Here is a 26,481-nt window from a genome sequence, read left to right as displayed (position 1 = left end):
TCGCTGTCGGCACGCCATTTCAAGAATATGCAGCTTCCCCGTTACCGGCATCAAAGTGCTTTGTCATCCACCTGATCCAGATAGCTGCGGACTGCCTTCATGACATCCTTTAAGCACCCATCCGCAAATGGAACCTTCAGATTCGCTGCCGCAACGATTTGCGTGAATGTCTTCGTTCCACCAATCTGACAGATGCGATAATAATCCTCAAATGCGTTTTCATCCTTCTGATACAGACGATACCAGAACTGCAATGCACACACCTGTGCCAGTGTATAATCAATATAATAGAACGGTGTCATAAAGATATGACTCTGACGGAACCACCATCCTCCATTCTCCAGAAATTCACAGTCCGTATAATCCTTATGCGGCAGATACTGTTTTTCCAGTCTTCTCCAGGTCTGCCGTCTTTCCGCCGGAGTCATTTCCGGATGCTCATACACCTCATGCTGGAAATGATCCACCAGAACGCCGTAAGGGATGAACTTAGCGGCTCCGCCAAGATGAAGGAATCGATACTTGTCCGCATCCTCCTCAAAGAAGGTCTCCATCCACGGCCATGTAAAGAATTCCATACTCATAGAGTGAATTTCACAGCTCTCATAGGTCGGCCAGATACACTCCACCGGTCGGATTCCCATGGAAGTAAACACCTGGAAGGCATGCCCTGCCTCATGAGTGAGAACCTCCGCATCATGGCTTGTCTTATTAAAATTACTGAAAATAAACGGAGAGCGATCTTCGGCAAACACGGTGCAATAGCCTCCGCCTGCCTTTCCCTTTTTACTGTCAAGATCCAGCAGGGCATGCTCCACCATGAAATCAAAGAACGTTCCGCAGCGTTCATCCAGCTCATGATACATTGTGTTTGCGCGTTCAATCATTTCCTGTGTATCGTATTTCGGTGTCGGGTTGCCGCTTGCAAATTCGTATTTTTCATCGTATACGTGCAGCCTGTCATAGCCTAAACGTTCCCGCTGCCGTTCATATAATGCATTGCATAACGGTACAACATCCTCCAGAACCTGCCGGCGGTAATTTGCCACATCCTCCTGCTTGTAATCAAAGCGGCACTGCAGCATATATGCCAGCTCAACATAATTCTTATAGCCCAGCTTTTTCGCCATGCGATCGCGGACCTTAACCATGCGGTCATATAAATCATCAATCTCATCCTGGTGTGACTGCATCCATCCCCAGTATGCCTGGGTGGCACGTTTACGAATGTCACGATCATCACATTCCATCTTTACACCAAGCTCTGATAGAGTATAGATATCACCATCGAAGGGAATCTGTGCACTGGCTATCAGCTTCTGATAACTGCTCTGCAAACGGTTTTCCTCCTGCAGCTCTTCGATTATTTCATCACAAAAGCTCTTCTGTGCAAACTCCGCAAGCAGGAAATAGGTTTCCGGAACATCCTTTTTCAATTCCTCCGCAAACGGTGAAGCCAGCACCTCTTTGTCAAACGCCGTTGTCAGGGACTTCATCTTCGGCATTGCCTCGTCCCAGTAATCGTTTTCCTTCTGATAAAAGGCATCGTTTGTATTGATCGTATAGCGGACATAACAGATATTATACATCGTATCCAGATGCTCAAATGCCCGTTTCCCCTCATCAAATGCTTTCTTGAAGCTTTGATAGTCCTTTGCTTCCTTCAGCCTGGTGCCTGCCTGCTGCATTGCCTCTGCATAAGCCTCATAGCTGTAACGCTCATAGTTATAATCCTTAAATTTCATGCTATCACCTCATCAATCATTATACGAGATATTTCATCTAAAAGATATCCAAACAATGTGAAAATATGTCTCTTTCCTTTTGTTTATTGAATATGTACACACATATACTGATCCCTTCGTGCAAATAAAGAGAGAATTGCCCATGGAAAACCACGGCAGTTTTCAACAGAAAAACAGCATAGATTTTTTCGTATCTTCTTATAACTTCTTAATCCGTCAATATAACCCTGTTTATAAGGGTTTGGCGGTTTTTCTCTTTTCACAGATACACCGTGCAACTGAACCTTATCCGTATATCTTTGCTCTTAGTCGTTGTATATTTCGTTGCAAACCATGCAATAAGACTTCACATTTCCACATTTGCTCCTGTTTCAGAAGCATGAGTGTACAAATCCAGCGTGATTGTGATACTTGAATGTCAATGATGTATTGCAGATTTTTTGGGTTCATCTTCTTCTGCGCAAGTCTTGTTTGCGAATAACCGTAAGCATTACGTTTTTCTTTCAATGTTTTAATAAATTCCATGTCGTTCATGTTCATTCCTCCAATCAAAAAAGGCACATGCTCGCAGGAACATACCTTGTATCATGTATGTTTTGTTTCTTATATGCTGTTTTCAGCCTATCGGGTAGAAATGACAGAGTGCGAAGTGCAGTAAGTTCTTATAACCTTATAAATTGTTGCATATCGGCGTTTTTGTATTTGTTTTGCCTTTTGCATTTTGTAATAGTCCCCCCCTGTTAGATAACGGGGGCTAAGAAAGCTCGCTAACGCTCTCATAACCGACAAAGTGAACCAGACACTCGCCAGCAAGCTGGCGTGGCGATATATCTTACGACCGCCACCGTGTCTGGACCACTCCGTCGGACTTTCATCTACTCATAACAGAAATATCTATTCCTACAGCTAGGAAATCAAACCGAAATATTTTTCAAAAAAATTCATCAGCTTTTCTATCACGGTCTGCTTCTTTTTTACACGGTTTCCACCAGAAAAGCGGGATACAGGCGGAAGTATCCTGTCTATATCCGTTCCGGTCGTTTTTAACACGCCGTCACGGAATGAATTGTCGATGAAACGTCTTGTATCCTCATCTTTTAGACGTTCCGCTTTGATAAGCTCGGACAAATCTGTTTCTTTCTGTTCTTTGACAAACTTCTGCCAGTCTTCCTCTACTTTGGTATTCACGTTGACCTTTTCAATGAAGTTTTCGATCAGCTCTTTTTTGCTCCTCAACTGCATACTGGAATCCACAGCTTTTCGTATATCCACTAGTATTTCCTTATCTTCACAGTTGCTGTCGTGATATTTGGAAACCAACATAAGAATATAGTCGATATTTATCTCAACCTGTCTTACCAGTTCCATTTCAAACACAATATCATCATTGATATTTTCTTTCTCGACTTCATCTTTCTTTTTCCATTCTTGGTACAAATCAAGATATATACTTTGGTATTCCTGCTGCTGACGCTGTGTAAGTATTTCGTTTCCATCAAATTTATCAAAAGAAGATAAAATATTTTTTAACCTTAGGATTGCACCAAATAGGGAGATAAAATCTCTTTGGTTCTGCTCCCCGATTACCTGCTCATTGACGGGATATATCATTTTCAACTTTTCGATGAGTTCCATATATCCTGCATGATGTTTTCCATCTTCATCATAGCCGTAATAGTAGGATTCATAATTCTTTAGAAGCACAATACTTCCTGCATTTTCATCTCCGAACAAGGCAATGGCTTCATCTGTTTCTTTCTGCAAGTCCCGAAAGCATACAATATTCCCGTATGTCTTTACAGAATTTAAGATACGGTTCGTTCTGGAAAATGCCTGTATCAGTCCGTGCATTCTCAGATTTTTGTCTACCCAAAGGGTGTTGAGTGTCGTAGCGTCAAATCCTGTCAGAAACATATTTACAACAATCAGCAGATCAATCTCACGCCTTTTCATACGTTGCGACAGGTCTTTATAATAATTCTGAAAACCCTCGCTTGAAGTATCAAAGCTCTGCTTAAACTCCTTGTTGTAATCATCAATAGCACTTTGCAGGAAATCACGAGATGTCTTATCCAGTCCGTCTGTTTCAAATTCTTCTTCCTGTATAACATCTTCTGGGTCTTCCTCATTTGCTGAATAGCTGAAAATGGTCGCAATCGTAAGTTTTCTGTTGTTCTTTTCCAGCTGTTTTTTCAGTTCGACATAATATTTCTTTGCCATAGGAATGGAACTGACTGCAAAAATAGAATTAAATCCTGCAACTCTCTGTCCTTTAAGAGAGTAGAAGCTGTTTCGCTGTGTCTTCTGATCGAAATGTTCCAGTATATAGGAAACAATTTTTTCTACTCTTTCAGGTGCTTGCATTGCTTTCTCAATATCTATGGCTTTTACCTGCCTGTCTGCGATTTCCTCTTTTTTCTTGACCGTATCTACATAGTCTATGCGAAACGGCAGGACATTTCCGTCATTGATGGCATTTACTATCGTATAGGTGTGGAGCTTGTCGCCAAATGTCTGCGGTGTCGTCTTTAAAAGTGTTCTGCTTGAAGATGGTGCATTTTCTGAAAATATCGGCGTTCCTGTAAATCCAAAGATATGATAATTCTGGAATGCCTTGATAATCGCTGTATGCATATCTCCAAATTGGCTTCGATGGCACTCATCAAAGATAATCACGACATGCTTCTTGTAGATTTTGTGTGTCTTATTTCTGCGGATAAAATTATCCAGTTTCTGTATCGTAGTAATGATTATCTTTGTACTGTCTGTTTCAAGCTGTCGCTGAAGAATTTTAGTAGACTTATTGCTGTTTGCTGAACCTTTTTCAAATCGGTCATATTCTTTCATGGTCTGATAGTCCAAATCCTTGCGGTCTACAACAAACAGAACCTTGTCAATATATGGCAGGGCGGTAGCAAGCTGTGCTGTCTTAAAAGAAGTCAATGTCTTTCCGCTTCCTGTCGTATGCCAGATATATCCACCTGCTTCAATCGTTCCAGTCTTTTTATAGTTTGTTGATATTTCTATTCGCTTTAATATTTTTTCCGTTGCCGAAATCTGATAAGGACGCATGGCCATTAGTAAGTCCTCTGCTGTAAATACACAGTATCTTGTGAGGATATTTAAAATGGTGTATCTTGCAAAGAATGTTTTTGTAAAATCTATCAAATCGGCAATGACCTTGTTTTTACCGTCAGCCCAGTACGATGTGAATTCAAAGCTATTGCTTGTCTTTCTGCTGGCATTTCTTCCGCTTGTACTGTTTTCTTTTATATGGCTGATTCGTGTCGTATTGGCATAGTATTTTGTATGCGTACCATTGGAAATCACAAATATCTGTATATACTCATACAAACCACTTCCAGCCCAGAAGCTGTCCCTCTGATACCTTTTTATCTGATTGAATGCTTCTCGGATTGCCACCCCACGCCGTTTCAGCTCTATATGTACCATAGGCAATCCATTGACAAGGATTGTAACGTCATAGCGTGTTTCGTGACTGCCGTTTTTTTCCTCGTACTGATTGACAACCTGCAACCGATTATTGTAGATGTTCTTTTTATCAATCAGCATGATGTTCTTTGTCGAACCATCATCTTTCTTTAGGTTCTGTATATGGTCTGCTTGGATTTTTCTTGTTTTTTCTACGATGCCCTCATTACTGCTGGCTATGCATTCACGAAAAAAACGTTCCCATTCCGTATCTGAAAAATCATAATGGTTCAGAATTTCCAACTGCTTTCTCAGGTTGGAATTCATTTCCTGTTCGCTGTTCAATGCAATATATTCATATCCCTGCATTGTCAGAAGTCTTATAAACTCCTGTTCCAGCTGTGCTTCGCTCTGGTAAGCGTCAGAGCGTGATGTTTCTGGTATGTATTCCGTAACCACCGTACTTTCATTGGTTGAAGCTACGATGTTTAATGTATTCATGTACCTTACACCTCCTTGAATGTAAGCAACTTATCCCGATAGTATTCATATTGTTTTTGTCTTGCCTCTATTTCTGCTGGAAGTCCGTTACTCAAATCGTTGCATATAGTTTCAAACTTATCAAGTATTTCTATAATTCTTTCTTGTTCTTTTATTTCAGGTAATGAAATTTCATACTCCATAATTGCATTTTTATCTCCTCTTGGCATTTTCGCCCCCTTTGCAAACTGCATATCAAAAGCAAAAAATTTATCAGAAGATAATATGTAATATAGATATTTTTCAAGAATAATATCTATATTTGGCTGTACTACCAACACATCTCCATTTGTTCCACCGTTTCTATCAGAAAACCAAATCTTCTTTAAATATGGACGTATATTTCCAATCAGGATATTTCCTGATTTAAATTCTGTTAACCTACCTGATTCTGGAACAAATGATGAATCTAATTTTCCGAATTTGTCTTGGAGCAGATTATCAACACCTACATAGTTGTTTTTATCCACACTTTCAGCACTAATTTTAGAGCTTGAGTAACCAGCAATATCTTTTAATTTTATGTCTACAAAACCAAATACATATTGAATAAGCCTAATTATTGCTTGTCTGTCTGTCTGTCTGTCTGTCTGTCTGTCTGTCTGTCTGTCTGTCTGTCTGTCTGTCTGTCTGTACGATTATGTCGCCTGTTTCAGCGAATGTCAAGAGCAAATCACGATAAAATTCATATTGTTTTTTTCGTGCTTCTATCTCTGCTGGCAGACCTATGTTCAGGTCATTGCAGATAGTTTCAAAGTTATCTAATACATCAACCAGTTTATCTTGAACCTCTCGACTAGGCAAAGGAATTTCAATTTCTCCTATTGAATTGGTATTTGTATGTACTACTTTGCTTTTTATTTTCCCCTTGCTTTTCTGTTTTTTAGCATTATTGGTAGATAATACATAGGATAAGTATTTTGGATTTTGATTATGTTTCATTACAAGTATATCTCCACCAACCAAACATCTTTCTTGTCCTACATATGCAGTAGATTTACCAATATCTTTAACGCTCTCTCCTGTAATTGCAAATAATATATCACCGTACTCTATATATTTTTTATTCTCAATCAACGTTTCATCAGTATAGGACTTGCATTTATCAAAATAAATTCCATAATCTGTATAAATTTCTCCATAACGAACACAAGGAATACCGTTTTCTTTTACCTGTTCTCTTTTTATGCCATTTCCCCTATACATTTGAGTAGCAATATATTTTAATTTTACTGTTTTTATATTGATATTTCTATTCAAAAGATAATCTCTATAATACTCGTACTGCTTCTTGCGAGCTGTAAGCTCTGCTGTAAGCTCTGCTGTAAGCAACGTGAAAGAGTCCAACACGCGGACAATTTCACGTTGTACCTCCAACGGAGGTACAGGAATACTTAATTCTCTCATTTTAGATAAACTAACTATTGGCATACCTCCACTTTGATTAGCAATTTTTTTACACAATTCATCAATTATATCAAAATAGTAAAAACAATATTTAATTGATAGTTTATCCTTATAATTATCTTTTATTGTAATACATGTCAACTGTTGATTACATAAAAAGTCACATTCTATCAAAGCATGCTCTCCAATAGTTGCAGTTGTTGCAACTATCAACGAATTAGATGGGAATTTTAGTTTTTTTACTGCTTTCTCTGTAACATTTTGAATAGCCTTATTCAAAATTCTTCCATTTTTCCTTATATCTTCCATTCTAAACCATGGGACAGTTCCATCATTCCAATAATCTGGGTTGCTTTTAGATGGTGTATACCCATTTTTTAATACAAAAACTTCTTCTAACTTTTTATATTCCACTCCACCAGGACACAATTTTTGTATCAATTCATTTATTCTATTCATGATTTTCCTCCATTGCTTTATGAATTAACTGTAATGACTTTTCATATTCAAATTTTCTATTTTTATATTCATCAGAATTTAAATAGTTCTCGTCAAACCCAGTCTTTGCAATCGATAGAAAATATTTGCCATATTGTTCTATATTGGGAGCATAATCAGAAGTACCTGCACAACAAATGGTTTTTTTGTTATATCTTAACCTATCATTTTTTCTTGTACCTATTCTTAGCCTTACCTCTCGTAAAGAAAGTTTCTTAAAACCTTTTTCAAAAAACAAGAAATTAAGTCCGCCTTTTTTAGCAAACGAATTATAGGCTAAACAGTCTGGTTTCTCATCAGCAATTCTTTTAACAATAGACTTCTCCATATCGTCTAAATCAATTCCTTGCTCTATTTTGTTTAATACTTTCTCAAACTTTAATTCTCTTCCATCTATGATATATAGAGGCTGACGGTCAACGTTAGTAGGAAATGTACTTGACATATCATCATATGCCCAGAATGTAACCACATTTAAACCAGCACCATGTTTTCTTATTTCTTTTAGCCCCGTATCTGGACTATCTGCCCAATATGATATTTTTTCATTGGCAAATAATTTAGAATATCGTCCCAAGTGGTTATTATGTCTTAAATTTCCATGATGTAGTTCGCTGACTGTTTTACCGTAGAATTTTTTATTAAATTCTACACAACGATAAAAGTTAAATTCATGTGTAACATATATTGGCAAATCCTTATGTTTTAGTATTTGACTTAGATATGAATGGTTTGGGAATAGGCTACTCATAGTCTGCCACCTCAATTTCAGCTATGATTTTGTCTATCTCTTCACGCAATTCTTGTTCTCTGGCAACTATCTTTTTAATTTCTTCGTTTAATTCTATAATATTTATTTTTTCGCTTGTATCTTCCTTTTCAACATATGTCGATACAGACAAATTATAATTTTCTTCTGCTATCTTTTCACTTGACACTAATGCACAGAAATATTCCTGATTTTCTCGTTTGGTGTATGCTTCTAAAATTGTGTTTATATGTTTTTGCTCCATCTTATTACTGTTTGTTACTTTCGTACACAGCTTTGAAGCGTCAATAAATAATACGTTGTTATCATTTCTTGAATGCTTTAACACCATAATACAGGTTGCAATTGATGTTCCGTAAAACAGATTATCTGGAAGCTGTATGATACAGTCTATTTTTGAATAATCTATCAGATATTTTCTGATTTTCTGTTCTGCACCGCCACGATACATAACTCCCGGAAAACATACAATCGCCGCAGTACCGTTTGTTGCCAGCCATGAAAGGGAATGCATGATAAATGCCAAGTCTGCTTTAGATTTTGGAGCTAATACACCAGCAGGAGAGAAACGTTCATCATTCATCAGTAACGGATTGCTATCTCCCTCCCATTTTATTGAATAAGGTGGATTAGATACGATTGCTTCAAAAGGCTCATCGTCCCAATGTTTAGGCTCTGTCAATGTATCTCCATGTGCTATATCAAACTTATCATAATCTATATCATGCAAAAACATATTGATACGGCAAAGATTATAAGTCGTGATATTGATTTCCTGTCCGTAAAATCCCTGACGAACATTATCACGTCCTAAAACTTTAGCAAACTTTAAAAGCAATGAACCAGAGCCACATGCTGGGTCATATACTTTATTCACTTCTGTTTTACCAACAAGCGTTAATTTCGTTAAAAGTTCAGATACTTCCTGTGGTGTATAATATTCTCCACCGCTTTTTCCAGCATTAGAAGCATACATTCCCATTAGATACTCATATGCATCTCCAAATGCGTCAATCGTGTTATCCTGATAATTGCCCAACTGCATTGAACCGATACCGTCCATGAGTTTTACCAGCTTCTCATTCCTTTTTGCAACAGTACCGCCTAATTTGTTGCTGTTTACATCAATATCATCAAACAGCCCTTTGAAATCATCTTCGCTGGCGCTTCCTTGAGCGGACGCTTCAATAGAATGAAAGGCATTTTCAAGCGATTCATTTAAGTTTTCATCATGTTCTGCCGTTTTATGCACATTGCAAAACAATTGGCTTGGAAGAATGAAAAAACCTTTTGTTGATACCATATCTTCCCGTGCCTGTTCAGCTTCCTCATCGGATAAATTTTCATATCGAAAATCTGTATATCCTGCTTCAATCTCTCCCTGATTGATGTAATTGGCTAAGTTTTCAGAAATATATCTATAAAACAGCATACCTAATACATACTGTTTAAAATCCCAGCCGTCAACACTTCCTCTCAAATCATTTGCAATGTTCCAAATGGTACGGTGCAGTTCTGCACGTTCCAGTTCTTTCTTATTATCCACTATATCTGCTCCTATCTACATATATTTGAAAATAATATTATAAAGAAATACTCTGTAATCACAGTATGATTTTCAAATCATTTTCAAAGTTAATTTTAGCATAAATTTACATTATCAACAATTCGTTAAAAGTATGATTTATCCTTTACATAAAGGATATTTCAAATAAAAAATTTAGATATGTAAAAAATGACACCTTCATTTATTCAAGTGTCATTTTCTCATAACTTTATATATCTTTGCATAAGTCGTTACTTTAGGCTCTTTCATTTGTTGTAAATTCGTTGTAATTTTCTTCTTTTTCATTTAGCTACTATATTGATAAATATAGTGGCTATACGGGTATTTTAGATTTTTCAACTATTTTTACAAAGAAAAACACGAATACATGCTGGGACATTATTCCCATATACCTCCTAACTATAAAATTGTCAGCAACTAAGGTATATGGATAAAAGATCTGATTCTTCCATACCGCAATGTAAAAAGAAAAACCGTCTGAAACGGATGGCATAACAAAGCACAGCGATATCTACCCGGCTATGAAGCACCACCTCAACGGTTCCCCTGTTTATACTGTTCCTGTATTCTCGCATACTCTGCTTCATATGCGGATAATATGCTTTGCATTTCCTCGTAGGTTTCGATTTTGCTCAGCTGATCCTTGAGCTGATGGCTCTTTGGCAGCCCCTTCACATACCATGCAGCATGTCCGCGCATTTCTCGAATACCGACGAATTCACCCTTCAGATTACACAGGCGTTTTGCGTGCAGTCTGGCCATTGCGAACGTTTCCTCCAGCGTTACCTCCGGCATATGCTTACCGCATTCCAGATAATGGGCAATATCCTTGATCAGCCAGGGATCCCCCAAAACACCGCGGCCGATCATGACAGCATCACAGCCGGTTTCCTTCAGCATCCTCTCTGCATCCTCACCGCTTCGCACATCCCCGTTCCCCATTACGGGAATGGATACGGCTTCCTTCACCTTTTTAATATAGGACCAGTCTGCACAGCCCTCATACATCTGTTTTCTGGTTCGTCCATGCACAGCAAGTGCCTGCACTCCGACAGACTCCAGACCGCGGGCAAGCTCAAGACAAGTAATCTGATCCATATCCCAGCCAATCCGCATTTTTACGGTAACCGGTTTTTTCACACTCTGAACAACCGCCCTGCTCATTTCCACAGCATGATCAACATCCTTCATCAGGGCGCTTCCCGCAAAGGATTTCACAATTTTTGTGACAGGACATCCCATATTGATATCAATGATATCACAATCGGTTTTTTCATCCAGAAATTTTGCGGCATATACCATTGTCTCTATATCATGTCCGAAAATCTGCATGGCCAAAGGATGCTCCTGTTCCTCGACATCCGTCATACCTACTGTTTTTTCATTATCATAATACAGCGCCTTATCCGAAACCATCTCTGTATAAATAAGACCGGCACCAAATTCCTTGCAGATTACACGAAAGGCAGGATTGGATATCCCTGCCATCGGTGCGATTACCACCTGATTCGGTATTACAATATCTCTGATTTTCCAGCTGTTATTTGGCATGTGCATCCATAAACCTTTCCAGCTCCAGAAGCTCTTCCTCGCTGAATTGATATTTCTCTCCACAGAAATTGCAGGTAATCTCACAGCCGTGATCCTCTTCGATCATCTGCTGGCGTTCCTCCTTTGGAAGGGTTGTCAGAACACGCTTCATGGTTGCACGATCACATTTACAGCGGAATTCAATATCCTGTCCTGTCAGGATTCTGACATCGTCAAACAGATCACGGAGAATATCCTCCAGACTTTCATATTCCTGAATCATCGTGGACATATGCCTTAGATTTGCTACAATCTGTTCCACCTTTACGATATCCTCTTCCTCTGCATCCGGAAGCATCTGGATAATCATGCCGCCTGCGGAAAGAATGGAATTATCGGTATCAACCAGTACACCGACACTGACTGCGGACGGTGTCTGTTCACTTGCGGTAAAATAGTAGGCAAAGTCATCACCGATTTCACCACTCTGCAGAGCAACGGTACCGCTCCAGTTTTCCTTCATGTTCATATCCTTCACAACTTCCAGATATCCGTCTTTTCCCACAGCAGCTCCGACCGCCAGTTTTCCGGTATCATTGTATTGCAGCATGATATGCGGGTCACTCACAAAGCCGCGCACATGACCGTCACTGTAGGCATCTACCAGAATGGTACCGATGGGACCTCCGCCGTTGATGCGAATCGTAATCTGTTCCTGTGCTGTTTTCAGCATGCTTCCCATCATGGAACCCACAGTTAACACACGTCCCAGGGTAGCCGCACTAGTCGGCCATAAATCAAAACGTTTTCTTGCTTCCTCCGCCATATGCGTAGAAGAGCATATATAGATTCTCACATGCTCATTGCACGCAAGCGCCTTTACTAAATAATCTTTCATCATAGAAATCACTCCCTGCCTTACAGGCAACTGTAGTATACCACAAAAACCTGCAGAATGAGAAGAAAATCGACTTCGTTATACTGTTGTGTACGTTGAATGCTGCAGGCAAGGAAAAAGAGGGTGAATGTATCTGATATATAGAAAAAGGTACAGTATTATCTAATCCTGTACCCGTCGTATGCATACGTTAATCGTACGGCTTGATTTCCACTGTCTTTTTATCAAAGTCTAGGAAGATCTGAAACGCATTGCGGTTCTCATCCTCATCCCATATTTCCACGAATCGCGGGGTTACCTCAATCAGAATCTCCGTATCCTCATGGCTGTATGCATTATAGCTCTGCCACAGATATTTCTTATACAAGGCTTCAAACCTTCTTCCCGGCTCGTCCACGACAAGCCCCTTGTTTACGGCGATTCCCTCTACCTGAACGCCACCTGTGCAGAGTGCCACCTGCGGGTTTCGATACAGCTGCTGTGTCTTGCGGAAATTCTTATCGGTCTTGAAATAGATTTTTCCATCATAAAACAGACAGCTTACATTACGCACCATGACGTAATCATTAACGCTGGAGCCAAGTGCCATAATTTTGGAATCTCCCAGTTTGTGAAACAGCAATGCTACTCCTTCTTCAAATGTCATCTTCTTTTCCTCCTTACTGACGATTTGCGAATCGGTGAATCATCGGACTTATTTTCTTGTATACGGCAAAGGTAATCAGGCAGCTGATACCGTATTTTATCAGGTTAAACGGTACGATGCCCAGTATCACCATGGTAGTGACAGAATTCATCATCGGATTGACCTTGGAACAGGAAAGGATAATCTGGTCCATATTCATATCATACAGGGCAACATAGAACGGAATAATCAAATACAGATTGGTCAGCACTGCAACAAAGGTACTAACCAGAGTCCCTGCTGTCATTCCCAGCAGTGCTTCCTTTCGTGTCTTCTTGTGACGGTACAGCAAAGACGCAGGCAGTACCAGGGCAACTCCCAGCAAAAAGCTCTGCAGCTCTCCGGTAAACATGGAATTGGATCCGGAAATCACCATCTGAACCATAACACGGATAAAGACAATCAGAACACCTGCCACCGGTCCCAGAGCGAAGGCTCCGATCAGCTCCGGAATTGCGGCCAGATCAAAGCTTAGAAAGGGCGGCATAAACGGAATGGGAAAGCGAAACATCATCAGTATCGCTCCCAGTGCACCAAGCATACCGATCAGGGCAAGCCGTTTTGCACTCATGTTGTTTTTCAATTCACATCTCCTCCATTTCAAAAAAACACCTGACTACGAAAAAACTCGTCTTCAGGTGTGCGTTTACAGAAAATGTCTTTTCTCATCCGGACTTTACCGTCGGTGCCAGAATTTCGCTGGCTCAGCCGCTCATTACGCGGGTCATGGACTATCACCATCGGTAGGGAATTTCACCCTGCCACAAAGACTTGTTATTCAATTTTGAATGCAGGTCATGCGTCAACACAATCTGTATATTCATTATAGCTCATGAAACAGCATGTGTAAATAAGAAACAGAAATGTAAATTTTTTCATGTATCTGATGTAATACGCATCGCCAAGTAGAAAACAGTACAGAAAAGAAACACCGGGTTCTAGCCTGTTGCTGATAAAATATGTGAGCAACCTGCTGTTTTGTAAGGTGCTTTTCCTTTCATTCGTCTTTAGTGTATGTAGATTCCAATAAATATCAATAATTCGTGGATTATTTAGGAATTCAGCATCTTCCATACGTATATAGGGGTGTAAGGAACCCTTACAGAATGGAGGACATATAAATGTCAAATGCAATGAATCAGCTAAACTACAGTAACGATCTTTTTTTTAAGTACACCCTTTCCCGTGAGGATGAAGGCTCTGTGTACGCCCGCAACACCATTATTGAACGCGTTACCGGAATCCGGGTAAAGGAAAGCACTGTGCTCAATCCCAATCTGGATCCGGACATTATCGGAAAGAAGCGCATCATTCTGGATGTTCATGTGAAGGATGAACAAAACCGTCATTTCAATATCGAGATGCAGACCACCTACAAGGGATTAGCGGAAATGATGCGTTTTGAATTTTACGGTGCCAGAGCATTGAACAATCAGCTGAACAGCGGTAAGAAGTATAAGGATTTAAAGCCGGTATATCAGATTATTTTCATTGACGAGTATGCATGGAACAACAGAAATCTGATCAATCAGTATCAGATGCGCAATGAGCAGGGAGAGAAGGAAAGCTACTATCCGCTCATCCTTCGCACCTATATTCATATGCCGGCAATCAATGACATCGTAAGGGAGAAGGAAATACAGAGGCTGAATGACTTTGAACAGCTGGTGTATCTGTTTGAAAACAATGGAAAAAATGATATACTGAAGTCAAAGGAAAGGCTGGTGAAGGTATTCATGGACAAGTACGAGGAAATGCAGAAGGATGATGAGCTGTGGTCAACCGCAATGGCGATTCAGATGGGGGAGGCACGTTACCGCTATGGCTTGGAGGACAGCTTTGAAGAAGGAAAAAAGGAAGGAGAAGCATTGCTGTTAATAAAGCAGCTTAAAAGTAAGTATCATGAGGATTGCTCAGCCTGGCTGCTCTCTTTGAATGATGAACAGTTTGAAGCCGTATCCAACTTGATACTGGTCTGCAACACTTATCAGGAGCTGAAGAATCAGGTTATGTCAATGTAGTAATACATACAATCCCAAATAAGAAAACTGTTTTATAAGCATAAGACTTTATAAAACAGTTTTTTCATCCAACTTTCTGCCGCATCCGTATCACAGGTATTAAAAATATTGTTAAAATTACATGATGGGATGCTGCATATTTTTAACAGGTATCAGGCGCTCTGCGTTAATGCATGGAATGCTCATAGATAAGGAAATCATACACCTAGAACTCAGCGCAGAATTTGATAACATCCTTTAGGGATATGCTTTCCTTCAGCAACCCATACACTTCCTTCAGCTTATCCGCGGAGTGAAAATTCTCATACATCTTCATAAGAGTATCCGGATTGCTGTTTTCCTTCACCACAGCATACCGCATAGCCGCAGCTGCCGCAAGTAGGATATACCCGCATTTCTGTCCATATTTTTCAGCAAGCCGAAGAGGCTCATACAGCCGCTCTTCTTTGTTCAGCTTCCGTTGTGCCTGCCGCGCATTCCGATACACCGTATCATAGATTTCCCGATTACGGAATTTATGCACTGCTCGCATGGTAAAGGCAAGCTGCACATCCTGTTCCACTGCATATTCTCTTGCGATGATTGTACTGACAACCGGTACTGCTCGATCCATCAGCTCCATAATCTGCGGATCATTTGCGGCTTCTCCGTAAACCTCATATTGCAGATAATCCCCAAGATACGCAACAATCGCACTCATGAAATTATACGTATAAATTTTTCTTTGAATCAGGGATGGAAAATCTGCTTCCAGCGGCATTCCCACAATGTCTGGAATCATCCCCTTTACACTGCCGTCCACTGGCAGCTCTGCGACATCCTCGCTGATCAGTGCCAGACTTTTTTCCTTTGGCTGCAGTGTTGTACAGAAGATCACACCCTCGGAAATGCTGTCGGATATATTCGCATCCACAAGCGGCTGTTTTACGTGGACACCGTTTTCACAGCATACGATCCGCAACTGCTTTTCACCACACAGTTCAGCCGCAGCACTCAGTAGCCCTACCAGCTTCTTTATATTGCCTGCGAATACACTTGTCGTAATCAAATCTGAGTGTGCCAGCTTCTCTATGACTTCCTCATCCGCTGTCGTATAAGCATCATAGCCGGTAACAGTAACCGGCTCCTTCCCATCACCGAAGTAGTGAACGGTATAGGATTTTTCCGCATTCAGCCGGTCGATAAGCTCTTTATTTTTATCAATAAACGTAATATGATATGCATTTGTCTGCAGGATGGGTGCGATAAAGCCGCGCCCTGTCTGTCCTGCACCAATAAGTACTGCCTCTTTCATGTTCCTCCAATCTCCCATTTCTCCATGGGTCCATATCGCAAGGCGGTTGACATCTTTTTAACATGTAGAACTTGCTTTTCTACATTGCTTTTTCTACAGCCCATGCTATAGAAAAGCAAAATACCTTATGGAAAGCGGCCTGCGCTGCAGACCGCTGTACTCTTATACAAGTGGTTACATTTAACCCTTGTGCTTTCTATCCCTTGCTTTTTCCTCCGGATACCGGAATGGTGACACCGGTAATATAGCTGGCATGATCAGAAATCAGATAACAGATCAGATCCGCTACCTCATACAGATGGCCCGGTCTTCCCAGCGGTATAGAGGATTTGTAGTTTTTAAAGAACTCCTCCGGTCTGGTGTTGACATCCCAGCCGCGACCGTATGCCTGTGCTCTATATTTTTCATCATTATTGGCAGGAGTACGGTCCAGAATATCCGGTGCCACACCGACAACACGAATATTATACGGTCCCAGCTCCTTTGCCCAGGAAATTGTAAAGGCATGAATCGCAGCCTTTGTGGCAGAATAGCAGCTATGTCCTCTGGAGCCCATCAATCCTGCACAGGAGGATAGGTTGATGATAACACCCTCCTTTTTTCCATACAATACGCGTGTTACCGCCTGTGATACCAGAAAGGTTCCCTTCTGATTGACACCAACCATAAAATCAAAATCCTCTTCGCTCAGCTCATACTGCGGTTCGCTGCCATAGTAATCCACAAGGATCCTCGGTCTGGTCACACCGGCATCGTTTACCAGAGCATCCACCGTGCCGAATTTCTGTACAACGGCATCAACAGCAGCCTCAACCTCTTTTTTGTTTCGGATATCCAGATGCACATACATCCTGCGATCATCCTCAGAAAAATCCTTCGGCTTTGCCAGATCGAAGATTGCGACTCTGGCATTGCAGGCAAGCAGATCCTTTACCATGGCTTCTCCGATTCCCATCGCACCACCGGTAACTATCACAACCTTGTTATTCAAGTCAATCCATTGCTTTTGTTCCATACATGCTCCTCCTTATACGATACCGAAGAAGGAAAGTACCACAGACAGCACCAGGATGGATACCAGAATGCGCACATACTTCGGACCGCTTTTCTTAATATAGAAATAAATGCCAAACACGACGAACAGCGGCAGAATATTCGGGAAAATCTTATTCAAAACATCCTGCAGCAGCTGTTTTTCACCAACTGCATTTGCCCATGATATCGGTGTAACAAGCTTTACATAGGTGGAAGACAATGCCCCCATCATAAACAGACCAAGCACGCTGGCTGTCTTGATAAACTGATTCAGCTTACCGGATTTCAGAATGGATACCACTGATTTTCTACCCAGTGTATAGCCCTTTGTGACAAGTGTATACGCAAGAAATGTTATGGCAACACCCCAGATCAGCAGCGGTCCGACACCTGCCAGCCAGTTCCCCTCTGCGGCCAGTGGAATAAACATGGATAGCAGCAGCGGACGAAGCATTCCGTGATTGATGGTGTCTCCAATTCCTGCCAGCGGTCCCATCAGACCAACCTTCAGGTTGCTGATCATATCAGCGGAGGCCTCCAGTTCTTCACTGCCCGCCCCTTCCTGCAGCATAATCGCACGCTCCTCCTCCAAAGCACAGGTCATACCGAAAATAACGGAGCCCCAGGTTGCCTCAGAGTTGTAGAACATTAAATGACGCTGTAATGCTTTTTTGTATTCCTCCTCATCCTCCTTATACAGCTTCGCAAGAATAGCACTCATACCATAGGAGAATGCCGGAGCCGTCAAACGCTCAAAGCCGGAATTTACCTCGGCGGTAAGATAATATTTTGCCCAGCCCTTGATTACCTCATTTTTCTTCAGATTAAGTTCGCTCATATCAGAAATCTCCTTCATCATCATCCACAGCGACTGTGCTGCCTGTACTGTTGGTAAACTGCGATTGAAGAATTGCAATACAGATTGCAATTACCGCAATTCCAATCGTATTCATTCCTGTATAGGCATACATCGCAAAGCCAAGAATAAAGTATGGGATAAGCTCCTTTTTCCCAATGACCATGATAGTTACCGCAAAGCCAAGTGCAGGAAGCAGACCGCCTGCCACACTCAGACCGTTCATCGCCCATGCAGGAATCGCATTCAGGAACGCGGATACGGCATCGGTTCCAAACAGCAGTGCCAGTGTTGTCGGAAGAACACGCAGCGGAATGGAACAGAAGAACGGATACCAGAATTCCGCTCTGCCCATTGCCTTCATATCACCTTTTTCAGCTGCCTTGTCCGCAAGGTGGACAAAGTAGGAATGATAGGTACGCTTCAGATTATCCAGCAGAACTCCCAGAAGTCCTACCGGAACAGCAATGGTTACAGCGATATCCGGCTCTAATCCGGCTGCCAGTGCCACCGGAATCGTAATGCAGGATGCCAGCGCCTCATCCGCAGGCAGTGTACCTCCCGGAGCTATTGCGCCTAAATAAATCATCTGCAGAGATGCGCCGATTTTCATCGCATCCCCCAGGTTTCCCATAATAAGTCCAATCGGAACCGCCAGCACCAGTGGCTGACGGACGAGATGCAGTGTACCATACCAGAGTTTATTGGTTGCCAGCCAGTAGAGTACACCAAATACCAGGGCTAATCCTATGTTCATAAATATCTCCTTTTCATTTCATTTTATAATTCCTGAAATATGCTTTTTAATGCTCCCTCTTTGCTGTACCATGCGGTTTAAACCCTCGTTTTCACCGCATGTCAGCATTATTTCCCTCGTACTTCCTTCAAAGCGTCGTGGAGTGTGAAGGCCGGATCCTTCGGCGTTACCTGCAGCGTTACCGCTACTCCCTCATTCTGCATAGCCTCCAGCATTTCCGCTTCCTGTTCGCTTAACGACAACTCATTTGAAATCATGACCTTGTTTGTCCCGTTGCCAAGACCACCTACCTGCAGTGCCTTCATCGGAAATCCCAGATCAAAGGCCTTCTTTGCATTTTCCACAGATTTAAACAAAATCAGCAGCTTCTTATCCTTGAATACATCCTTTTTAAATGCAGCTACCGCTTTTTCAATCGGACGTATTGCCACCTTTACTCCCGGAGGCGCCGCCATCAGGAATACCTGTGCCAAAAACTTGTCTGCCGCCAGCTTATCATCCACAATCAGGATGGAATCTGCGGATACCTGCTTGATCCAGTTCGTGACAACCTGTCCGTGCATCAGTCGAAAGTCGATTCGTATCAGTTTGATTTCTGTCATGCTCTTCACCCTCTTTCTTCATCGAATGCAATTGGATTCGGCTGTATGATGGACGCTCTGGCCGCCTCAAGACCAGCCTCCATTAACTCCTGGATCGTGCATTCTTCATTGTTGCGCTTCAAGATCAGCTCTATCAGCATCGGCAGATTGATACCGCACACTACATGGAGTGAAAACTCCCGCTGCAGCATCATGCCCACATTGGAGGGAGTTCCTCCATACAGATCCGCCAACACAAGGATTTCTCCCTGAACGCCTGTTAGATAGTCTCTGACCTCCTCGTAATACTCCTCTATTGACATTCCGGACAATAGAGAAACTGCATGAATATGCTCTGTCTTTCCTGCAATCAGCTCTGCGCTTTTGATCAGCTCCTCTCCAAATCTACCATGATTCAGTATCACATACGTTATCGGCTCTATCACTTCTTCACTTCCTTTACCTAATGTTCAACGGCCTTTGAACTACACCCTTACTTTACCATTGCACGAGCCTTTTATTTTTTCTTTTATTGCACCAGCAATCGTGCAGCTTTTCCGAAGGATTGCTTTTTCCATTCTGCACGGATGCTCGTGCAATAAGATTAAAATATTTTTGAAATGGATTGGGGTATACTAGAAAATGAAACAGAGGGGGTAAGGATTGCAGGTGATAAAATGCTGACAAAGAGACAATACTCGATATTATCTTTTTATGTGGAAAACCGGGGAACGTATGTTTCATCCAATGAACTCGCTGCTATGTTTGATATCAGTGTACGGACAGTAAAAAACGAGCTGAAGATCGTCCGTGATTTTTGCGATTCCTATTCCTCATTTGTACTGGATACACTTGCAGGAAAGGGAACCAGATTATGTGTACTGGATGATGCGGCATTTGAAAAGGACATGGAGATTCTGCGCAAGAAAACGCTGCAGCTTTCCTGTAATACAAAAAACCGAGTTCACTCCGTTATGAAAATGCTGATGGATGCGACCGGCTATGTATCGAAATACACACTGACAGAGACCTTCTATATCAGTGAATCCACACTGTATCACGCACTGAACGAAATCAAAAAGCTGTTAAAGCAATACGATCTTGCACTGGTACATAAAACAAATCTCGGCTATAAGATCGAGGGCAGAGAAATTGACAAGCGGATGTGCATCGCAAAAAATGAAATCAATGATGAATCCACCGATCACTTTGCATTATCCGAGGATGTATCGAATATATACAATGTAGTGGCTGATGTGTTTTTCAAATACCATTATCAGATCAATGAACAGACCATTCAGAATATTACTGCGCATATCGCACTCACACTGCGCAGAGTCAGAAAGGGACATTTCATTGAACAGCAAATGGAACAGGATATGCCGGATTCCACAGAATATCAGATTTCCACGGAAATACTGACGCGCTTTCTTACCAGATACCGCATCAAGAAGCAATACATGATGAACGAGATCAATCTGTTGACGCAGACCATTCTGGGAAAGCTTGATTACTCCAGAAATGATCATCTACAAAAGGAGGTCAATGATTTTATCAACGATTCCTTTTTGTATATTCGCAACAAGTTCTGTGTCAACTTTGAGCCTGCGGAAAGCCTGAAGCTGTTTCTTGCACTGCATCTGGTACCGCTCATTTACCGTATCAAATCCGGAACACAGCTTAATAATATGATGGCACCGGAAATCAAACAGTCCTTTCCGCTTGCTTATGATATCGCCCTATACTTTACGCTGCTGATCAAGGAACGGTTTCATCTGAATGTTTCTGCGGATGAAATTTCCTATCTGTCCCTGTATTTCAATTACGGGCTGGAAAATATTCATCTGGGAAATTCCGCAAAGAAAATCTTGATTATCACATCGCTTCGCAAGTCGGAAACAGTCCTGCTGCGTCATAAGATTTTAACCTGGTTTCCCAATCAGATTGCAGAGATTACCTTTATCACCGGAGACAATGACGATTTCGATACCGAGGATTATGATGCTATTTTCTCCACCGATAGAAACAGTGAGAAATATAAGGGTGGTATTACACTGATCAGTATTTTCCCGGATGAGAAGGATTTTGAAAAAATCAATCTGGCAATCAACGGCTATACAGACACGGATTCCATACTGGAGAAGTTCAGTGAGGATTGTTATTTCTATGGTGAGGTGAAGGATAAGGAAGAAATTCTGGATATTATCTGTCGCAATGCCATTGAAAAATATAAGCTGGATGATGAGTTTCTGGAGGTCATTAAAGCAAGGGAACAGATTACCAGCTCTTACTTCGGTAACTGCATTGCCGTACCGCATCCGCTCACACCGTTTTCGGATGAAACCTTTGTATCTCTGGGGGTATTGAAAAAGCCCATCGCATGGGATAAGAATCACAATGTTCGTGTAGTTATGCTGGTATCCATTGAAAAGAATAATCCGAAGGCATTTCAGTTCTGGTATTATATGAGCACCTTTGTGCGCAATGAGGAGCTGCTGCAGAATTTTTTCAAAAAACCCAGCTTTCTGCGTTTTACGGAAATATTGAAAATATCACTGGAAAAGGATTTTGACTAGCCTGCTGGTTGGAATTCTTTTTTCATATAGCTGCCTTCGTTTTTACAGCTTCTGTTTCATAAAAAGACAAGCTTTAAGCTATCGATTCGATCCTGCTTACGGGGATACCTGTTTTTATTTTTGTACAGCTTTGCCGTTGCATTAGTAAAAATGACATCTGCAATCCTGTGCAAATGCCATTGTTTTGGTTATGGTAATTCAATTTTTTGATATGCTTCCATCGTATGCATCTCCAGCTGCTGTTCCTTTCTTTTGAGATCACGATAGAAAAACACCATCAGACACGGTCCCATGAGCGACCATGCAATCGGTTCCGCAAGGCACACACCGGTATAGCCGGTAAACGGGATCAAGGCAAAGGTTGCCGCTATTTTCACCGCCATTTCGATACAGCTGGAAATGATCGGACCCCTGCCGTTGCCCAGACCCTGCAAACCGTTTCGATAAATAAACAAGACAGCCAGGATGAAATAGAAGACACTGCTGATGCGGGTATAATAAGCCGCCAGAGAGATCACCTCCGTCTGCTTTGCATTGACAAGAAAGCCGATGAAGAAGTCAATGCAGGTAAAGGATAAGAGAACCACAATACACACCCACAGAAAGCTGATCCATACACTGGATTTCATACCTGCACGGATTCTGGAAAACCGCTGTGCACCGAGGTTCTGAGAAACAAAGGTCGTATCGGCAATCGCAATGCTGATCAGCGGCTGCATAAACATTTCCACTACCTTGCGGGCTGCGGTATGTGCTGCAATCGTTACTTCTCCCAGACTGTTTACCGCACTTTGCAATATGACAGAGCCTAGAGAAACGATGGAATTCATCAAGCCCATGGAAATTCCCATGGATAACTGCTTTCTCAGAATTTCACGCTCGACATGGAAATCCTCTTTTTTAACGATGAACATCGGATATTTCTTACGCATATAAAGAAAGCAGAGGATAACGCTTACCAGCTGTGCAATAACAGTAGCATATGCTGCACCAGCCACCCCCAGCTGGATGATTGCGATAAATATATAGTCAAGAGCCACGTTGAGAATGGATGCTATGATTAGAAAATACAGAGGTGTCCGACTGTCTCCGATGGAACGCATCATACTCGCCATCATATTGTATGCCATGGTCACAAACAGTCCAACGATAATAATGGTCAGATAGGAATCCGCCATCCCCAGAATGGAGGATGGTGTCTGTAACAGATACAGCAGCGGCTTTTTCAACAGGATTGCGACTACAAAGATCACAACAACACTGATCATGCAAAGCTTGATACATCCTGCCGTGGCTTTTTTCATGCCCTCTTCATCACGCGCTCCGTAATATTGAGCAATCATGATGGAAACACCCATGGAAACACCAGTGCAAAGTCCAATAACCAGATTGGAAAGCGACGCACTCGCACCGATAGCCGCAAGGGAATTTACCCCCAGAATCTGACCAACCATCATGGTATCCGCCATGGTATAGAATTGCTGAAATACATTACCAAGTAAAACAGGTATCGCAAATGCCATAATCAGCTTTGTGACATTGCCCTGTGTCATATTTTTCATTTTATCACCTACAAGGCTTCATTTTATCATATTTTTCACAATAGGAATACAGGAATAGAAAAAAAATACGGATGACAGCCTGATTCTTTTAAATCGCTAAAGTGAAATATAAAAAATGCCAGAACTATACAGAATCCGGCATTGTGTTGATTTCTTTCACAAGACTGTGTTTTATGAAAATGCTGCTTCATAGCATCAGATATGAGCATACGCAGCTTCGCACACCTCTGTTTACCTATATCCGTTTTTTACAGTTATACAATCGATTAAGAAATCTAATCTCCCCTGTATGAGCAGCGCTGCTTCCTTGTTTCAGCACAATGGTATCACCTGTACAAAGAATTCAATGATTTTCGGCAGTGATTCTCTGGACAGGTATTCCTGAAACTGCAGGTATTCCTGCGAATCCAGAAAGCAGGTATTGGAGGAGCGCAGATGGTATACGATATCCCCAACCGGATTTGTCCCCATCGCAATCTCACCATATGCAAGAGCGCCGATGGCAAATTTAAACCCGATGGAAATCGCACCGATACTGTATACACCGATAGCAATCGCACCGATGCTGATGTAGCCGATAGCCAGACAGCCAATGGCAAAGTAGGATAATGCAAGCGGACCGATGGCGAACAATAGCCCCAGTGTGAGCAGACCCAGACTGCATAGTCCCACACTTAAAAGTCCGATGGAAATCACGCCGACGGAAACATTTCCAATCGCAATAATTCCCTTGGCAACCCGCCAATAGCCTTCCTCCGTACGTCCTCTTCCAACATTGATATCCACAAGGGGAATTCCACAGATTGACAGCTTGGAGCGATACCGCTTTTCATATGTATAGCGGTTATGCACATAAATAACTTCCTTTTCCTTAACAACCTCTTTTTCCAGGGGGATTTTATTTCCCAGCAGCTCATCAATGCTGACCCGCAAGCTTCTGGAGAGTGTTTTCAGATTCTCCATATCCGGATTGGCAGTACCAGTTTCCCTTAGTTAAAGATATGAAACCTCTTTATCAGTCTACTTTTCCAATAAATCGGTAGTATATCTCTATTTCCTGTATTCTTTCGTTGTCCTCATTCGTTGTTGCTTCGTGAATGAGTATTTTTTCTATCATTGCATTTAATAACGGTGCTGTAAGTTCCTTTGGTACGGAATACTCCTTGATTAACTCAATCCACTTTTCAGCACCTATCATATCCTGTTCCATTTTACTTAATTCTTCTCTTAGGTTGGTTATCTGCTGTTCTAATTCTATCTGTTCCTTTTGATATTTCCCCGACAGCATAATGAAGTTTCGTTCTGTTATCTTCTCACAGGCTCTATCTTCATACATTTTCGCAAATAAACGGTCAATCTCATTTTGTCGGTTCTCGGCTTTCTTCAAAGCATTTGCCTTTTTCTTCTTTTCCCGTATCCGCTCTGCATTACCGACTTTCTGTATCTTATGCAATACCTTTTCTTCGTCCTGCTGTACTGCCTTAGCCCAATACTGCAATCGTTCCAATACGGCTTGATACAGCACATCATAGCGGATATAGTGCATAGAACAATAACCTTTACCAAACTGTCCGTAGAAACTGCAAGAATAATAACTATACGGTGTTTTATTTGCCTTATTTGTTGCAAATCTCATAGACCAGCCACAATCCGCACACTTGACAAGCCCTGCAAATATCGGCGTTGCCTTTTCCTTTGTCTGTCTACGCCTTGATTTTATCTGTTCCTGCACACGATAGAACATTTCCTTGTCAATAATCGGTTCGTGCGTGTTTTCTACTCAAAACCATTCGCTTTCGGGCTTTCGTACTTTCTTCTTGCTTTTGAAAGAAACGGTTGATTGTCGATTATGAACGCTGTTTCCTATATAGACTTCACTTTTTAATATTGCTTTAACATGAGCAATCGTCCACTCATAACGTTTACTTTCGGGCTTTCCCTCAAAGATATGTGCAAAAGTACCGTACCTTGTAAAATTCAACCAAGACGCTGTCGGGACTTTTTCTTCTCGCAGTATTTTTGTGATTTTTGCACTACCGTAACCTTGATAGGCTAAAGAGAAGATTTTTTCAACAATCCATTTTGTTTCCTCATCAACCAACAGTTTCCCTTTGATGTCGGGGTGTTTCTTATATCCTAACGGAGCATAAGCCCCATAATACGCACCCTCTGCAAATTTTGTCTTAAAAGCTGATTTCACTTTACGGCTCGTATCTCTTGCAACCCATTCATTGATGATATTTTTAAATGGTGCAATCTCACTTTCGCCTTTTTCGCTGTCTACACCGTCATCAATCGCTATGTAACGGACATTATGACTTGGGAAATACAATTCTGTATATTGCCCAGTCATAATATAGTTTCTGCCAAGACGGGAAAGGTCTTTCGTAACAACACAGTTGATTTTTCCTGCTTCTATATCTTCAATCATTCTTTGGAAACTCGGTCTTTCAAAATTTGTTCCCGACCAGCCATCGTCAATATATTCATCAACGACATTCAAATGATGTTCTTTCGCATAAAGACGCAACATACTCCTCTGTGTGGTAATGCTGGAACTTTCACCCTGTAATTCATCATCTCGGCTCAACCTAAGATAAAGTGCGGTATTGTAAATCTGTTGTTTCATCTGTCAGTTATCCTCCTTTATAACCAACCCATGCTTACAATACCTGCTTGCAGATAAAGTATAACATGGGTTGTTTTTCTCATTCAATCTATTTTTACA

Annotated in this window: 21 protein-coding genes, 1 pseudogene and 1 riboswitch; of the genes and pseudogenes, 2 read left to right on the top strand and 20 right to left on the bottom strand. The window is 41.4% G+C overall.

Translation table 11 applies throughout. The features are described 5' to 3' along the window. Nucleotides 1–50: 50 nt before the first annotated feature. From KSZ58_RS03055 to KSZ58_RS03005, 11 genes are all read right to left on the bottom strand, one after another. Complete coding sequence (locus tag KSZ58_RS03055) at nucleotides 51–1,745, bottom strand: M3 family oligoendopeptidase (RefSeq protein WP_175627759.1); 1,695 nt, start codon at nucleotides 1,743–1,745, stop codon at nucleotides 51–53. 285 nt (nucleotides 1,746–2,030) lie between these two features. After that, on the bottom strand, nucleotides 2,031–2,279 hold the full coding sequence (locus KSZ58_RS22485; protein ID WP_022299963.1) for a hypothetical protein: 249 nt from the start codon (nucleotides 2,277–2,279) through the stop codon (nucleotides 2,031–2,033). A 372-nt stretch (nucleotides 2,280–2,651) separates the two neighbouring features. Beyond that, nucleotides 2,652–5,678, bottom strand: a complete 3,027-nt coding sequence (locus KSZ58_RS03045; protein ID WP_175627758.1) for a type I restriction endonuclease subunit R — start codon at nucleotides 5,676–5,678, stop codon at nucleotides 2,652–2,654. 5 nt (nucleotides 5,679–5,683) lie between these two features. Beyond that, a complete protein-coding gene (locus tag KSZ58_RS03040; protein WP_374102558.1) occupies nucleotides 5,684–6,187 on the bottom strand; it encodes a restriction endonuclease subunit S in 504 nt (167 codons plus the stop codon). An 85-nt stretch (nucleotides 6,188–6,272) separates the two neighbouring features. Next, nucleotides 6,273–7,583, bottom strand: a complete 1,311-nt coding sequence (locus KSZ58_RS03035) for a restriction endonuclease subunit S (protein ID WP_217752611.1) — start codon at nucleotides 7,581–7,583, stop codon at nucleotides 6,273–6,275. After that, entirely contained in the window at nucleotides 7,576–8,373 is a 798-nt protein-coding gene (locus tag KSZ58_RS03030; protein ID WP_175627948.1) for a hypothetical protein, read from the bottom strand. Before KSZ58_RS03030 ends, KSZ58_RS03035 begins: the two co-directional genes overlap by 8 nt. Then, entirely contained in the window at nucleotides 8,366–9,937 is a 1,572-nt protein-coding gene (locus KSZ58_RS03025) for a type I restriction-modification system subunit M (protein ID WP_175627949.1), read from the bottom strand. The genes KSZ58_RS03030 and KSZ58_RS03025 overlap by 8 nt, the downstream gene beginning before the upstream one ends. A 555-nt stretch (nucleotides 9,938–10,492) precedes the next feature. Beyond that, the gene (gene dusB / locus KSZ58_RS03020; protein ID WP_008816394.1) at nucleotides 10,493–11,509 is read right to left on the bottom strand and encodes a tRNA dihydrouridine synthase DusB; all 1,017 of its coding nucleotides are present in this window, start codon (nucleotides 11,507–11,509) and stop codon (nucleotides 10,493–10,495) included. Beyond that, on the bottom strand, nucleotides 11,499–12,389 hold the full coding sequence (gene hslO, locus KSZ58_RS03015; RefSeq protein ID WP_008816393.1) for an Hsp33 family molecular chaperone HslO: 891 nt from the start codon (nucleotides 12,387–12,389) through the stop codon (nucleotides 11,499–11,501). Before hslO ends, dusB begins: the two co-directional genes overlap by 11 nt. A gap of 187 nt (nucleotides 12,390–12,576) precedes the next feature. Then, a complete protein-coding gene (locus tag KSZ58_RS03010; RefSeq protein ID WP_002606309.1) occupies nucleotides 12,577–13,032 on the bottom strand; it encodes a pyridoxamine 5'-phosphate oxidase family protein in 456 nt (151 codons plus the stop codon). 13 nt (nucleotides 13,033–13,045) lie between these two features. Further along, on the bottom strand, nucleotides 13,046–13,654 hold the full coding sequence (locus KSZ58_RS03005) for an ECF transporter S component (protein ID WP_008816392.1): 609 nt from the start codon (nucleotides 13,652–13,654) through the stop codon (nucleotides 13,046–13,048). 70 nt (nucleotides 13,655–13,724) lie between these two features. Further along, nucleotides 13,725–13,846: riboswitch (FMN riboswitch) on the bottom strand. A 346-nt stretch (nucleotides 13,847–14,192) separates the two neighbouring features. Here KSZ58_RS03005 and KSZ58_RS03000 point away from each other — a divergent pair. After that, entirely contained in the window at nucleotides 14,193–15,092 is a 900-nt protein-coding gene (locus tag KSZ58_RS03000) for a PD-(D/E)XK nuclease family transposase (RefSeq protein WP_009269922.1), read from the top strand. A 205-nt stretch (nucleotides 15,093–15,297) separates the two neighbouring features. Here KSZ58_RS03000 and KSZ58_RS02995 read toward each other — a convergent pair whose 3' ends face one another. The 6 genes from KSZ58_RS02995 to KSZ58_RS02970 all read right to left on the bottom strand — a co-directional run bounded on the left by KSZ58_RS02995 (nucleotide 15,298) and on the right by KSZ58_RS02970 (nucleotide 20,061). Further along, nucleotides 15,298–16,386 carry a mannitol dehydrogenase gene (locus KSZ58_RS02995; protein ID WP_009269923.1) on the bottom strand — a complete coding sequence of 363 codons (1,089 nt, stop codon included), beginning with the start codon at nucleotides 16,384–16,386 and terminating at the stop codon, nucleotides 15,298–15,300. A gap of 196 nt (nucleotides 16,387–16,582) precedes the next feature. Continuing rightward, nucleotides 16,583–17,401 (bottom strand): sorbitol-6-phosphate dehydrogenase subunit, encoded by an 819-nt coding sequence (locus KSZ58_RS02990; protein WP_008816389.1) that lies wholly within the window; start codon nucleotides 17,399–17,401, stop codon nucleotides 16,583–16,585. A gap of 12 nt (nucleotides 17,402–17,413) precedes the next feature. Further along, on the bottom strand, nucleotides 17,414–18,259 hold the full coding sequence (locus KSZ58_RS02985) for a PTS system mannose/fructose/sorbose family transporter subunit IID (RefSeq protein WP_009269924.1): 846 nt from the start codon (nucleotides 18,257–18,259) through the stop codon (nucleotides 17,414–17,416). Between the two features lies 1 nt (nucleotide 18,260). Further along, a complete protein-coding gene (locus KSZ58_RS02980; protein WP_002606315.1) occupies nucleotides 18,261–19,034 on the bottom strand; it encodes a PTS sugar transporter subunit IIC in 774 nt (257 codons plus the stop codon). A gap of 107 nt (nucleotides 19,035–19,141) precedes the next feature. Continuing rightward, nucleotides 19,142–19,636 (bottom strand): PTS sugar transporter subunit IIB, encoded by a 495-nt coding sequence (locus tag KSZ58_RS02975; protein ID WP_002606317.1) that lies wholly within the window; start codon nucleotides 19,634–19,636, stop codon nucleotides 19,142–19,144. Between the two features lie 5 nt (nucleotides 19,637–19,641). Beyond that, the gene (locus KSZ58_RS02970) at nucleotides 19,642–20,061 is read right to left on the bottom strand and encodes a PTS sugar transporter subunit IIA (protein ID WP_002606318.1); all 420 of its coding nucleotides are present in this window, start codon (nucleotides 20,059–20,061) and stop codon (nucleotides 19,642–19,644) included. Between the two features lie 174 nt (nucleotides 20,062–20,235). Between KSZ58_RS02970 and KSZ58_RS02965 the strand changes: the two genes are divergently transcribed. After that, the gene (locus KSZ58_RS02965) at nucleotides 20,236–22,191 is read left to right on the top strand and encodes a transcription antiterminator (RefSeq protein WP_009269925.1); all 1,956 of its coding nucleotides are present in this window, start codon (nucleotides 20,236–20,238) and stop codon (nucleotides 22,189–22,191) included. Between the two features lie 188 nt (nucleotides 22,192–22,379). Here the strand turns inward: KSZ58_RS02965 and KSZ58_RS02960 are convergent, their stop codons facing one another. The 3 genes and pseudogenes from KSZ58_RS02960 to KSZ58_RS02950 all read right to left on the bottom strand — a co-directional run bounded on the left by KSZ58_RS02960 (nucleotide 22,380) and on the right by KSZ58_RS02950 (nucleotide 26,382). Next, nucleotides 22,380–23,753 (bottom strand): MATE family efflux transporter, encoded by a 1,374-nt coding sequence (locus tag KSZ58_RS02960; protein ID WP_008816385.1) that lies wholly within the window; start codon nucleotides 23,751–23,753, stop codon nucleotides 22,380–22,382. Between the two features lie 312 nt (nucleotides 23,754–24,065). Further along, nucleotides 24,066–24,716 (bottom strand): hypothetical protein, encoded by a 651-nt coding sequence (locus KSZ58_RS02955; RefSeq protein ID WP_009269926.1) that lies wholly within the window; start codon nucleotides 24,714–24,716, stop codon nucleotides 24,066–24,068. Between the two features lie 52 nt (nucleotides 24,717–24,768). Beyond that, nucleotides 24,769–26,382 (bottom strand): annotated as a pseudogene (locus KSZ58_RS02950) (recombinase family protein). Nucleotides 26,383–26,481: the final 99 nt, after the last annotated feature.

Origin of the sequence: Erysipelatoclostridium sp. DFI.2.3 (assembly GCF_019132535.1) — a bacterium.
Classification (GTDB): Bacteria; Bacillota_I; Bacilli_A; order Erysipelotrichales; family Erysipelotrichaceae; genus Clostridium_AQ; species Clostridium_AQ innocuum.
Note: the sequence above shows the minus strand (reverse complement) of the source record. Positions and strands in the feature narration are given on the sequence as shown.